Annotated in this window: 10 protein-coding genes; 2 read left to right on the top strand and 8 right to left on the bottom strand. The window is 40.9% G+C overall.

All coding sequences use genetic code 11. The annotated features are described in order from the left end of the window. Positions 1-37 precede the first annotated feature (37 nt). Positions 38-892 (bottom strand): helix-turn-helix domain-containing protein, encoded by an 855-nt coding sequence (locus ACYQ1I_RS01965; RefSeq protein WP_459761929.1) that lies wholly within the window; start codon positions 890-892, stop codon positions 38-40. A gap of 236 nt (positions 893-1,128) precedes the next feature. Between ACYQ1I_RS01965 and ACYQ1I_RS01960 the strand changes: the two genes are divergently transcribed. After that, positions 1,129-2,010, top strand: a complete 882-nt coding sequence (locus tag ACYQ1I_RS01960; RefSeq protein WP_459761927.1) for a polysaccharide deacetylase family protein — start codon at positions 1,129-1,131, stop codon at positions 2,008-2,010. Positions 2,011-2,125: 115 nt separating this feature from the next. Here ACYQ1I_RS01960 and ACYQ1I_RS01955 read toward each other — a convergent pair whose 3' ends face one another. After that, positions 2,126-3,058, bottom strand: a complete 933-nt coding sequence (locus ACYQ1I_RS01955) for an SDR family oxidoreductase (RefSeq protein WP_459761925.1) — start codon at positions 3,056-3,058, stop codon at positions 2,126-2,128. A 578-nt stretch (positions 3,059-3,636) separates the two neighbouring features. Here ACYQ1I_RS01955 and ACYQ1I_RS01950 point away from each other — a divergent pair. Further along, positions 3,637-5,004, top strand: coding sequence for an MATE family efflux transporter (locus ACYQ1I_RS01950; RefSeq protein ID WP_459761923.1), 1,368 nt, complete (start codon positions 3,637-3,639; stop codon positions 5,002-5,004). A gap of 46 nt (positions 5,005-5,050) precedes the next feature. Here the strand turns inward: ACYQ1I_RS01950 and ACYQ1I_RS01945 are convergent, their stop codons facing one another. The 6 genes from ACYQ1I_RS01945 to mmsA all read right to left on the bottom strand — a co-directional run bounded on the left by ACYQ1I_RS01945 (position 5,051) and on the right by mmsA (position 12,687). After that, positions 5,051-6,088, bottom strand: a complete 1,038-nt coding sequence (locus ACYQ1I_RS01945) for an aldose epimerase family protein (RefSeq protein WP_459761921.1) — start codon at positions 6,086-6,088, stop codon at positions 5,051-5,053. A gap of 22 nt (positions 6,089-6,110) precedes the next feature. Beyond that, a complete protein-coding gene (gene galT / locus ACYQ1I_RS01940; protein ID WP_459761919.1) occupies positions 6,111-7,622 on the bottom strand; it encodes a UDP-glucose--hexose-1-phosphate uridylyltransferase in 1,512 nt (503 codons plus the stop codon). A 10-nt stretch (positions 7,623-7,632) separates the two neighbouring features. Next, a complete protein-coding gene (gene galE, locus ACYQ1I_RS01935; protein ID WP_459761917.1) occupies positions 7,633-8,619 on the bottom strand; it encodes a UDP-glucose 4-epimerase GalE in 987 nt (328 codons plus the stop codon). Next, positions 8,616-9,806, bottom strand: a complete 1,191-nt coding sequence (locus ACYQ1I_RS01930) for a galactokinase (protein WP_459761915.1) — start codon at positions 9,804-9,806, stop codon at positions 8,616-8,618. The genes galE and ACYQ1I_RS01930 overlap by 4 nt, the downstream gene beginning before the upstream one ends. Positions 9,807-9,959: 153 nt before the next feature. Next, entirely contained in the window at positions 9,960-11,126 is a 1,167-nt protein-coding gene (gene mmsB, locus ACYQ1I_RS01925; RefSeq protein WP_459761913.1) for a multiple monosaccharide ABC transporter permease, read from the bottom strand. Next, on the bottom strand, positions 11,119-12,687 hold the full coding sequence (mmsA, locus tag ACYQ1I_RS01920; RefSeq protein ID WP_459761911.1) for a multiple monosaccharide ABC transporter ATP-binding protein: 1,569 nt from the start codon (positions 12,685-12,687) through the stop codon (positions 11,119-11,121). The genes mmsB and mmsA overlap by 8 nt, the downstream gene beginning before the upstream one ends. Positions 12,688-12,703 lie beyond the last annotated feature (16 nt).

Raw genomic sequence — 12,703 nt, 5'->3', positions numbered from 1 at the left:
TTATAGCTAACTCTCAAAAGTTAGTATAACAAAACTTTTATAGTAGGGGAATGGAACCATCCTGAAACTCATATGGATTATTCCTGAATTTTTCCCGCAGGCCACTGGGTGAAATGCCGAATTTCTTCTTGAATATACGGCTAAAGTGCAAGGCATCGGAGTAGCCTACGCCTTTGGCCACCTCCCCCACAGGGGCATTTCCTGTAATTAACAGCTCCCTGGCACGTTTGAGTCGGTAGGTCATCAAATACTCACCGGGTCCCATGCCGGTATATTTGTTAAATACATAGAATAACCGATTTTCATTGACTCCGTTTTGACTGGCCAGGCCTCTTACCGTCAGTGTATCCATATAATGATCATGAATGTAGGATGATACCTGCTCAAATAGATCTCGGCCAGCATTATTCATCTGATTTCGAGTACAAACAAAGACTTCCTCCAGCACACAACGAAATAGGGTTTCTGTTTGAAAGGCAGGTATGGCACCTGGTTGATTGTAAACCCTCCATAGACGCCATAAAAGCTCCGTTAAGCGTGGACTTTGACCTGTAACAAGCTGAAAATGCATTTTAGGCAGGCTCATTTCCCCGGTCTCTGGGCCATCAATTTGATAGAGTACAGAAAAATATTCCCATTTCACATTGCCCAGTACCCGTTTATCGAGGCTCATATTGGCACCACCATGGATCACCTTTCCCAAGCTGGCCAAATAAGGAGCACCATCGAAATGAAACTGGGCACTTCCGGCCAACGGAAAAATAAAGCCGGGGAAGGGGGTTGATTTTTGCCATCCTGTTGTCCCTGGCTCAATTTTATAGTGATATACCCCCTGTACCCGGAAAGAGATATTAATAAAATGCTCCACCAGCCTATTCAGTTCTATTTCCATAAGTCATTCCTCCTTTTGTATGGCATCAAAGTCAGTCCCTGTCACCTCTTAAAAGTAAATCTAATTTATCTTAGGCACGATGAAATTTCAACTTCCCCTTAACCCTCTAATAGTAAAAAAATAACTGTTGTAAATATATAGGAATCTTAGTATAATATTGAAGATCATCCATAGTTATTTTAATTTTGGTTATTATTATTATAAAGGAAAAGCAGTAGAAGGAGAAGATTACAGCGATGAGTAGAAAAAAATGGATTATTGGATTAATAATATTTTTCATACCCTTTATCTTTGTCACTGCCACAAAAAGTGATACAAGCATCACGGTTGAAGGAGAGATCAGTGAAGAAGGAATCGGTGAAATCATGGCTCCTGAAGAAGTATCCGGCTATACCCAGAATCAAAAAGTTATTGCCCTTATGTACCACCACATCTTAAAGGAAAGTGAAAATCAATTTAAAGAAAATGGAGCAGTTATTAATCTTGAAGCATTTAAAGAGCAGATGGAATATTTAAATAGTAAAGGCTACAATACCATAACCATGAAGGAGCTGGAGGAATTTCTGTACTACAAAAGACCCTTGCCTAAGTCAAAAAATAATATCAGTATCCTTGTTACCTTTGATGATGGTTATTTAAGCAACTATATCTACGCCTATCCCATAATGAAGCAATGTGGCTTTAAGGGTACCATATTTTCTGTGACATCTTATATTCCAGACGAATCGATACATATCATCAATCCTAATAAGCTGGAAAGAATTAGCCTGGAGCAGATGAGAAGGTCAAGGGATGTATTTGACTATGAAAGTCATGGACATCATTTTCATGCTAAGGATCGGAACAATGTTCCATACCTGCTCTCGGCAAGCAAAGAGGAGATTTTAGAGGACCTAAAGAAATCAAAAGATAAGCTGGGAAAAACAGAGTACTTCTGCTACCCCTATGGCAAGTATGATGAGAAGGTCATAGAAGCATTAAAGGAATTAGATTTTAAACTGGCGGTGACCACTGAACAAGGGATAATTACCCATGAAACAGACCCCTATCAAATACCAAGATTCGGCATATTCCCCTGGACCTCTCTTGAGAGCTTTGATAAAATATTTAACTTCTAGTTCATTTGAGATTTTGATCATCACAATAGCAAAAAGCCAGGTTAAGGCCTGGCTTTTTGCTATTTATGATAAACCTTATCTTCTTTTTTACCTACGTAGCCTGCATCAATTTAGTCTATGATGTCATTACCTGACCGCCATTGACATGAAGGGTTTGCCCTGTAACAAAACGGGAATCATCTGAGGCCAGGTATACATAGGTGGGGGCCAGTTCAAATGGCTGACCTTGACGCTGCATTGGATTATCGGCTTGTGTTACAACATCCGCCGAAAAACTCGATGGAATTAAAGGAGTCCAGATCCTGCCGGGGGCTACGGCATTTACCCTGATGCCTTTATCAATCAGGCTATTGGCCAATGCACGGGTAAAGCCAACATTGGCTGCCTTGGTTGCTGTATAATCTATCAATTGATCGTATCCAAAGTATGCCACCACTGAGGTTGTATTGATAATAGCACTGCCAGCCTTCATATGGGGTAATGCGGCTCTGGTGGTATAAAAATGAGAGTAGACATTGACCTTAAAGGTATCATCAAATTGCTCGTCTGTAATATCAAGCAGACTTAATTGCTGAAACTGAATTCCCACATGATTACAAAGTATGTCTAGTTGTTTAAATTCAGCTATGGTTTTCTCTACAATATAAATACATTGCTGCTTATTTCTTAAGTCACCCGGCAGTAAAATACACCTTTGCCCCAGCTCTTCAATTCTCGATTTTGTTCTATTGGCATCCTCATGTTCATCTAAGTAAGCAATGGCAACATTGGCCCCTTCCTTTGCAAAGGCTATGGCCACTGCTGCACCGATTCCACTATCGCCACCGGTTATTAAGGCTGTTTTTCCTTTCAGTTTACCACTTCCCACATAATATGGATTTTCGATTATAGGCCTTGGAACCATTAAATGCTCCACACCCGGTTGTCGATATTGCCGTTGCTCAGGAACAGTAATGGGAACCTCCTCATATCGGGTAATTTTCCCATAATTTGGGTGCATCGGATAATTTTCATCGGCATGGTTGACTGTATGTACTTGTTCAGACATAGGCTTCCCTCCTACAATACCACTTTATAGCCTATTTTATGATATGAAGGGAAATTGGGTGCATAACTTCTTTATTCACCGGATTATTCAGAGTACATGCACTTTATAATAACGGACTAATAATATATGAGTAATTCCATCAACTAATAGAGGTGATCAGATCATGATGAAAAATAATTTTTATTGTCCTGACGTATATTTACTATTAAAAAACCAATCCAATGAAAAGGTTCCAGTTTTATATAATCTAAATCCTTTTTCCTATCTATTACCCCAGATTGGCCCTAGACCTCCATATTACTGCAATCCCAGATGTGAACCATATTATCCCATCATTTAGCAAAGTATCTTGGGCACCATAATAAAAAACTTCTAGCCATACAACTGGCCTTATCAGGTATCAACGAACCGCCTTGGCACCTGATAAGGCCTAGCGTATTTGCATAAAAGAAAAAAATCCCTTGTAATAATCCTTTGAATTTGATAAAATACATAGAAATGAATATTAAAATACTATTATCTAGCCACCGGGTTAGATAAGTTAGTGTCTGAACACATTCCATTAGGTCTTAGAAGGAATGTTGCTCAGGCTTTTTTTATTAGGAGGAAGAGAAGAAATGAGTACCTTAAAGGATTTTTTAAAATATGTAAGCTTAAATGTACTTGGTATGATCGGCCTATCCTGTTATATTCTTGCCGATACATTTTTTATTTCAAAGGCACTGGGAGCAAATGGATTGGCAGCCCTGAATCTATCAATCTCTATTTTTAGTTTTATAAACGCTGCAGGATTAATGCTGGGAATTGGCGGTGCAACCAAGTATTCAATCTTAAAAACACGCAACCGCCAACAAGGGGCTAATGGAGTATTTTCAGGCGTTGTTGTTATAGGTATCATAAGCGGCCTGCTTTCATTACTGATCGGAGCTTTGTTTTCTTCTAACCTGGCAGAATTCCTTGGAGCAGATAGTACTACACTTCCCTTGGCGGCAGTCTACTTGAAAATTGCCCTGTGCTTTTCTCCATGCTTTATTTTGAATAATATCCTGCTGGCATTTGTGCGAAATGACGGAAGTCCTCAATTGTCTATGGCGGCAATGATTATTGGAAGTTTATCTAATATTATACTTGATTATATTTTAATATTTCCTCTTGAAATGGGTATGTCTGGCGCTGCCATTGCTACCGGCTTTGCTCCGATCATTAGCATTGGGATTCTGTCCCTCCATTTTTTAAAGGAAAAAAACCAGCTCCGCTTTGTAGGCTATAAAATTAACAGCAAACAGACTTTTTCTATTATGTCTTTAGGGATTTCATCCTTTATTACAGAAATATCATCTGGAATTGCCCTCGTTATATTTAATCTGCAAATACTGAGGCTAACAGGAAATATTGGTGTAGCGGCCTATGGAATTATTGCAAACATTTCTTTAGTTTGTATTTCTATTTTTACCGGCATAGCCCAAGGAATACAGCCAATAACAAGCCAGGCCTATGGAAAAGGCGACAGTACCGTTTTACGCCAATTAAGAAAGTATTCATTTACATTGGCATTAGCTCTAGCAGTATTGATTTATCTGTTTTCAAATCTGTTTTCTAATGGCATTATTTCTGTATTCAACAAGGAAGGCAACGTAGAATTAATAAATATTGCAACCAATGGAATCAGAATCTATTTTGCCGGATTTTTCTTTGCTGGAATAAATATTGTTATCGCTGGATTTTTAAGTGCCTCTTCACAGGCGAAGGCAGGATTTTTGATTTCGATTACCCGTGGATGTCTGGCAATATTACTTTTTGCCTTAACGCTTCCATATTTCCTTGGTATGGATGGTGTCTGGCTGTCCTTTGTTTTTTCAGAGATGGTAGCTAGTATCCTGGTGTTAAGATATCAATTGCAAGAAAAAAGAGCTAAAGCTCCAGGTCTTGTGAATCTTATGGAATGATGAAAGGAAGGGGGACAGACCATCCCCCCCTGGCATCACAAACTTATTATTTAAATCTAAAAACAGTTTTGGCTATGTATTCCTGGCCTTCATCAATAACAATACTGGGGAAATGACTGTGATTGGGGGCATCGGGAAAATCCTGCGTTTCCAGGCAAAGCCCGTAGTGCTTACGTCCCTTTATTCCCCCTTTTAGAATAAGCTCTTCATTTAGGTAATTACCTGTGTAGAATACCACCGTGGGCCGGTCTGTTTCGACCTCCATTCGGCGTCCGCTGATTTCATCCTCCAGTACAATGGCGGGCTTTGCCCCGGAATCTAAAATATATGGGTGATCGTAGCCCCTATGGGCAGCTAATATCTGGTCATTGATATCCCTTCCTACCTTTTTGGAGGCTCTAAAGTCAAATATCGTTCCCTCCACATCCATGATTTCTCCTGTAGGGAGGGTTTCCCCATCAATAACGGCAATTTGACCGGCGTTTATGGTAAGGGTGTGCTCCAATATATCCCTTTTTGCATTTCCCGACAGGTTAAAATAAGAATGATTTGTTAAATTAACAATGGTTTTGTGATCGCTGATTCCTCTATAGGTTAGCCTTAGTTCATTACTATTGTTTAATTCATAGGTTACTGTCATCTTCAGGTTGCCTGGAAATCCCTCCTCCATGTGGGGGCTAGTGTAGGAAAGCTGCAGGGCCGCCACCTCGTCATCAGCAATTTCCTCAACGTTCCAAATTACCTTTCCAAAGCCCCTAATGCCACCGTGGATATTATGATTGCCTTTGTTCTTGGCTAAATTATACTTTTTTCCATCGATACTAAATTCACCCTTCGAGATTCTTCCGGCAGTTCTGCCGACGATACAGCCAAGGCATTTTGGATTATCTTCATAGTCTTGAATTTGATCTAAGGATAAAACAATATTCTCGAATTTTCCCCTTCGATCTGGTGTTAATATTTCGTATATGACCGCCCCAAGGTTCAAAATACTTACTTTTACACCATGATCATTTTCCAGGGAATACTGATAGATCCCTTTATTTTCTCTGGTATTTCCAACTGGCCTTTTTTCTATTTTCACAGCTTCCGCCCCCTTCTTCTCCTTATCCGTTCAGTGAGTTTATAAACCTAAAAAACCCTTCATCCCCCTCTGCATTGTCCTTGAATACGCCGGCATGCTCCAACGCCAGGGCAAATTTATTGCCAACTTCTGTTTTTAAGATTTCTGTGACGTTGGCCTCTGTTATATTTTGATGTTTTTTTAAAAGCTCCTGATACCAGTCAAAATGCTTTTCCATCGCCTTGTCCTTACTGATATCAAGCTGAGTATTGATCAAATATTTTCCCAGAGCCTTGATTTCATCCTTGAGCCTGGGTGGCAACACCGCCAGTCCCATTACCTCTATTAGCCCTATATTTTCCTTTTTTATATGGTGTACCTCTTGATGGGGGTGAAAAATACCAGCGGGATATACTTCATTGGTTCGATTATTTCTTAAGACCAAATCCAGCTCAAAAAGGCTTCCTCGCCTTCTGGCAATGGGCGTAACGGTATTGTGGGGCAAATCTTTGGTATGGGCTAAAATGTCGAGTTCCATGTCACTGTAATTTTTCCAGCCTTCAAAAATATGCTCAGCAGCGTGGGAAAGCCTGAATCTGTCTGCTCCCCTTAGTCTGATGGTAGACATGGGCCACTTAATTATCCCGGCCAAAACATCTGAATACCCTTTTATTTGCATTTTATATTTCAGCGGTGCCCTGGCCATGGCAAATTCATAGTGGCCCCCCTGAAAATGATCATGGGATAGTATTGAGCCCCCTACAATCGGAAGATCGGAATTGGACCCGATAAAGTAATGGGGAAATTTTTCTGTAAATTCCAAGAGTCTGTCAAAGGTTTCCCCTGATATCTTCATTGGTTCATGCTGATCCTTAAAGACTATACAGTGCTCATGATAGTAAATATATGGCGAATATTGCAAATACCATCTTTCATTATTAAGCTCCAGGGGAATGATTCTATGATTTTGTCTTGGGGGATGATTGATTCTGCCTCTATAGCCTTCATTTTCTTTACATAGCAAGCACTTGGGATAGTCCGACGACTTTATTTCCCTGGCAGCAGCTATCTCTTTAGGGTCCTTTTCCGGCTTAGCAAGATTGATTGTAATATCTAATTCACCATACTTTGTTTGGGTTCTCCAGGCCTGGTTTTTTTTGATTCTGTCTGTTCTGATATAATTGGAATCTTGACTTAGCTTATAGTAATAGTCGGTGGCCCTTTGGGGATCTTCCCTGTAATATTCCTGAAAGGTAGCAATTACTTCGGAAGGCCTTGGCATCAAGCAGGCTATCAGCTTGGTATCCAGCAGCTCCTTTTCAATATTGGATGGATCAATCAACCTATTATTTTCACAGGCCCACTTCAGTATATTATTCAATATATCCGATGGATTTTCCTGCCTTTCCTCCACCGAACAGGCCTGAAATTCATCTAGGTCTAACACCTCTAAAATTCTGTTTTGTGTATAGACCACATCGTCATTTCTAATAAGGCCCTTTTTGAGGCCATAGCTGATTAGCCTGGAAATTTCATAATATATATTTACTGACATGTCATCACTCCTATTTATCAAAGCCCTGAGGTTTCTTGAGATGCCACTGCCATGCACTTTGTATGATTTCTTCCATGCTTACGAATTGAGGCTTCCATCTCAGCTCCTTTTGGGCCCTTTGGGCCGATGCAACTAATTTAGAAGGGTCACCGGCCCTCCTTGGGGCAACCACCTGGGGTATGGGGTGCCCTGTTACTCTTCTGGCGGCCTCTATCACTTCCTTTACAGAAAACCCCTCTCCGTTCCCCAAGTTGTAAATATTACTTTTTGGGTGTTTTCGTAGCATTTCCAGGGCTAAAATATGGGCTCGGGCTAAATCCGTCACATGGATATAATCCCTTATACAGGTTCCATCGGGGGTGTCATAGTCGTCTCCGAATATGGTAATATGCGGTTTTTTCCCCAGGGGGACCTGTAAAATCAATGGAACCAAATGGGTTTCCGGCTGATGGTCTTCTCCTATTTCCCCACTTTGATGGGCTCCGGCTACATTAAAGTATCGAAGGGAGATATATTTGATTCCATAGGCCTGATCTGCCCATTTCAATATTTTTTCCACCGCCAGCTTTGTTTCCCCGTATGGATTGGCAGGCTTCGTCCGATCCTCCTCCTGTATTGGAATCTGCTGGGGCTCTCCGTAGACTGCCGCAGTGGAGGAAAACACCATTTTTGCAACCTGATGTTCATTCATTTTTTCCAGAAGCACCTGGGTTCCATGAACATTGTTGTCATAATATTTAAGGGGATTTTCTACACTTTCTCCCACCAGGGAGTGGGCGGCAAAGTGCATGACGGCTTCAATGGAATGATTACTGAATACCCTTTGCAAAAATTCCCTATCTCGAATGTCTCCTTCTAAAAATAACGCATCAGGATGAAGGGCCTCCCTGTGTCCAGTTTCTAAATTGTCTACAATAACAACGGCTTCTCCCCTATCCATCAGTTCATAGACCGTATGACTTCCTATATAACCTGCACCGCCGCAAACTAATATCATCCTATCACCCCTTCACCATACTTGACTTCTCCAGCACCATCGCCAATGACAGCAATGTAAAAGCTCGCCTGATAGCCGATTTTTTTTTCATAAGCTGCCCCAACGGCCTCAATAAAGCTATCAATTTCAGCATTCTTTACAACACTAAGGGTACAGCCTCCAAAGCCGGCCCCCGTCATTCGAGCGCCAATTGCGCCATTCAACAGGGCCTGCTCCACCAGGGTATCTAATTCAAAACAGGAAACCTCATAATCATCCCTCAAGGATTGATGAGATTCATTCAATAGCCTTCCGAACTGAAAAATGTCTTCCTTCTCAATAGCATTGTAGGCCTGCAAGGTTCTGCTATTTTCATAAATGACATGCTTTGCCCTTCTTCTTATTTTTTCGTCCTTGATCAGCATTTGATTTTCCTGAAAATCCACTGTCGTCAATTCACATAGGGAGGCAATATTAAATTTAACCTTTAAATCCTCCAGGGCTTCCTGACACTCCCTACGTCTTTCATTATATTTCGATTCAGACAAGGCCCGCTTTTTATTGGTATTGGCAATGAGGATGGAATGGTCCTTAAGGGCCACGGCGGCATATCTGTATTCCAGACTTTTACAATTCAAAAGGATTCCCTTACCCTTTTTTCCCATACCTGCCGCAAACTGATCCATCATACCGCAATTTACACCAATAAAGCGGTTTTCTGCCCTTTGGCTTAGTTTTACCAGGGTAATCATATCTACTTCCAGATTAAATAGTTCCTTGAGCATGACGGCGGTGGCCAGCTCAATTGAAGCGGATGAAGATAGGCCTGCTCCATTGGGCAGATTTCCATAATATAAGGCATCAAAGCCCCGATTTATGCCATAGCCATGCTCTTGAAGGGCTTTGACAACCGCCTTTGGGTAGTTGGCCCAATCATGGCTTTCAATATAGGTTATATCTTCAATAGAAAATTCAATTATCTTCATTTCCTCAAAATTCGTTGAGTATACCCTAATCAGCTGATCGTCTCTTTTGCATGCCGCACAATAGGTACCCAGGCTTAAGGCACAGGGAAAAACCCAGCCTCCGTTATAATCAGTGTGTTCACCAATTAAATTGACCCTTCCAGGAGCAAAAAAAATCCTGGGCGTGTCATGATTTTCAAAAATTTTGATAAAGACTTGCCGCAGCTCATGTTTTAAATCCATTGAACTTTTTCCTTTCTCAGAGATTTTATGAAGTCTCTTCTTATATTGATGTAATCAGACCCTATCGGTTCGCCGTCTCGAAAGCCCAGCCTTGGGTTCTCAAATACGCCTTCGGGGCTGGGCTTCTCTTTTGGGATTTTATAGCTTATTCGTTTAATTAGATTTAGATTTAGTCAACACATCGAAGCACACAGCAAATAGTAAAACCAACCCCTTAATTGCCTGCTGCCAGTCAATTCCAATGCCAATTAATGACATACCGTTATTCATAACCCCCATAACCAAACCACCGATGATGGCTCCAATAACCGTTCCAATTCCACCGGAAGCCGAAGCCCCGCCTATGAAAACAGCAGCAATCGCATCCAGTTCAAACCCCACCCCGGCCTTGGGGGTAGCTGCATTTAATCTGGCAGCAAAGGCGAGACCCGAAAGGGCCGATAAAATTCCCATATTGACATAAACCAAAAATACGATTCGCTCCACCTTTACCCCAGACAGCTTTGCTGCCTTCTGGTTGCCCCCTACGGAGTAGATATGACGACCGATTACTGTTTTAGATGTGATAAAGCTATAGACCGCCACCAGGAAAAACAATAATATTAAAATGTTGGGAATACCCTTATACTGTGCCAGAACAAAGGCAAATACATTTATGGCACCTACGATTCCGCTTATTTTTACAATCAACAAGCCCATAGGAATAACATCGAATTCATATTTTATTTTAGTGTTTCTCTCTCTGATTTCATAGGCTATGTACACCAGGGACAATAGTACCCCCACAATCAGGGTTGTAATATTCAGGGAGCTTCCGTTAAAGAAGTCTGTTACAAACCCAGAGCTGATTCTCTGAAAGGCAACAGGAAAAGGGGCCAAGGACATTCCCTGTAATGTCACCATGGTTAGCCCTCTGAATATCAGCATCCCAGCCAGGGTAACAATAAATGCCGGTATTTTTATGTAGGCAATCCAAAACCCCTGCCAGGCACCAATTATGGCTCCAAGCAGCAGGCAAATAAAGAAAGCCACGGGAAAGGACAACTGTAAATTGATCATTAAAATCGCCGCAACAGCCCCCACAAAGGCGGCCACCGAGCCGACGGATAAATCAATATTGCCTGTAATAATGACCAGTAGCATCCCTATGGCCAGTATTAAAATATAGCTGTTCTGGAGAATCAAATTGGTAATATTCAATGGCCTTAACAAAATACCCCCGGTGAAAATTGCAAAGAATGCCATAATTGAAATTAGAGCGATTACCATACCATATTGTTTAATATTGTATTTAAATTCTTTTTTATTTAGACTATACATAGCTTTCCACCTCCTGCTGTTCTCTGATTACATATTTCATTATTTTTTCCTGAGTAGCCTCCTGGCGGGTCAGTTCGCCGGTGATTCTTCCCTCACTCATTACATAAATTCGATCACACATTCCCAGTATTTCAGGTAGCTCAGAGGAGATAAATAACACTGCCTTACCCTCATCGGCCAACTGATTAATAATTGTGTAGATTTCAAATTTAGCCCCCACATCGATTCCCCTCGTAGGTTCATCTAAAAATAAAATCTCCGGCTCAGCAAAAATCCACTTGCTCAACACTACTTTTTGTTGATTTCCACCGCTTAAATTGACGGTTTTTTGGATTACGCTGGAGGCCTTAATGTTCAGCTTTTTGCGAAGACTTTCGGCTTCTTTAATTTCTTCTTTTTCATTGATAACATATTTGCTGGATATCTTTGATAAATTGGTTAAGGTAATATTTCGCTTAATATCGTCCTCTAAAATTAACCCATAATTTTTTCTATCCTCCGTTACATAGGCCAGCCCATGGTCAATGGCTCGATTGATATCAGTCAAATGAACAGGCTTTCCATTTATGTAAACCTCGCCGCTGATCTTTTTTCCATAGGCTCTGCCAAAAATACTCATGGCCAGCTCTGTTCTTCCCGATCCCATTAGGCCTGCAATACCCACAATTTCTCCTTGTTTAATATGAAAGCTTACATTGTGAATGATCTTTCTGTTCTCATGCAGCGGATGAAATACATTCCAATTTTTCACTTCAAATACTGTACTACCAATAATGCCTTCCCTTTCTGGGAAGCGATGGGTTAGATCCCTTCCCACCATCCCCTTGATAATTCTGTCTTCATCCACCTTATCGTTTTTAAAATCCAAGGTCTCAATGGTCTTTCCATCCCTCAGTATTGTGACAGAGTCGGCTACCTTAGCAATTTCATTCAATTTGTGGGAAATAAGGATGGAGGTAATTCCTTGTTTCTTCAATTCTAAAATTAGGTTTAGCAGATTATTGCTGTCTTCATCATTTAAAGCAGCGGTGGGCTCATCCAAAATCAGTAGCTTTACCTCCTTAGACAGAGCCTTGGCGATTTCAACCAATTGCTGTTTACCAACGCCAATATTCGTAATCAAGGTATTGGGGGATTCATCCAATCCCACCTTTTTCATTAGCCCTCTGGTTTTGACAATTGTATCATGCCAATTGATCATTCCCCTTTTAGCCTGTTCATTTCCCAGATAAATGTTTTCTGCGATGGACAAATACGGTATTAAGGCAAGCTCCTGGTGAATGATGACGATCCCTAAATTTTCACTTTGTTTAATATCCCTGAATTCACAAACCTGGCCATTAAAGAGAATGTCTCCCGTGTAGCTTCCATGGGGATATACGCCGCTTAACACCTTCATTAAGGTTGATTTTCCCGCACCATTTTCACCAAGCAGCGCATGAATTTCACCTTCCTTCACCTGTAGGTTCACATTATTCAGTGCCACAACACCTGGAAATGTCTTGGTAATATTTTTCATTTCTAAAATGAAATCCGGCATATCACACCAACTTTCTATCATGTAATAGATAATTTAG

It is taken from the genome of Alkaliphilus crotonatoxidans (assembly GCF_054658015.1).
The sequence above is the reverse complement of the archived record's forward strand: the minus strand, read 5'-3'. Positions and strand labels throughout refer to the sequence as shown.

What these genes read in the sequence shown, in the direction of transcription:
- ACYQ1I_RS01955 (WP_459761925.1), bottom strand. Translation starts at nt 3,058, where the DNA reads ATGTCTGAACAAGTACATACAGTCAACCATGCCGATGAAAATTATCCG.
- mmsA (WP_459761911.1), bottom strand. Translation starts at nt 12,687, where the DNA reads ATGATAGAAAGTTGGTGTGATATGCCGGATTTCATTTTAGAAATGAAA.
- ACYQ1I_RS01950 (WP_459761923.1), top strand. Translation starts at nt 3,637, where the DNA reads ATGTTGCTCAGGCTTTTTTTATTAGGAGGAAGAGAAGAAATGAGTACC.
- galT (WP_459761919.1), bottom strand. Translation starts at nt 7,622, where the DNA reads ATGTCAGTAAATATATATTATGAAATTTCCAGGCTAATCAGCTATGGC.
- galE (WP_459761917.1), bottom strand. Translation starts at nt 8,619, where the DNA reads ATGATATTAGTTTGCGGCGGTGCAGGTTATATAGGAAGTCATACGGTC.
- ACYQ1I_RS01960 (WP_459761927.1), top strand. Translation starts at nt 1,129, where the DNA reads ATGAGTAGAAAAAAATGGATTATTGGATTAATAATATTTTTCATACCC.
- mmsB (WP_459761913.1), bottom strand. Translation starts at nt 11,126, where the DNA reads ATGTATAGTCTAAATAAAAAAGAATTTAAATACAATATTAAACAATAT.
- ACYQ1I_RS01930 (WP_459761915.1), bottom strand. Translation starts at nt 9,806, where the DNA reads ATGGATTTAAAACATGAGCTGCGGCAAGTCTTTATCAAAATTTTTGAA.
- ACYQ1I_RS01965 (WP_459761929.1), bottom strand. Translation starts at nt 892, where the DNA reads ATGGAAATAGAACTGAATAGGCTGGTGGAGCATTTTATTAATATCTCT.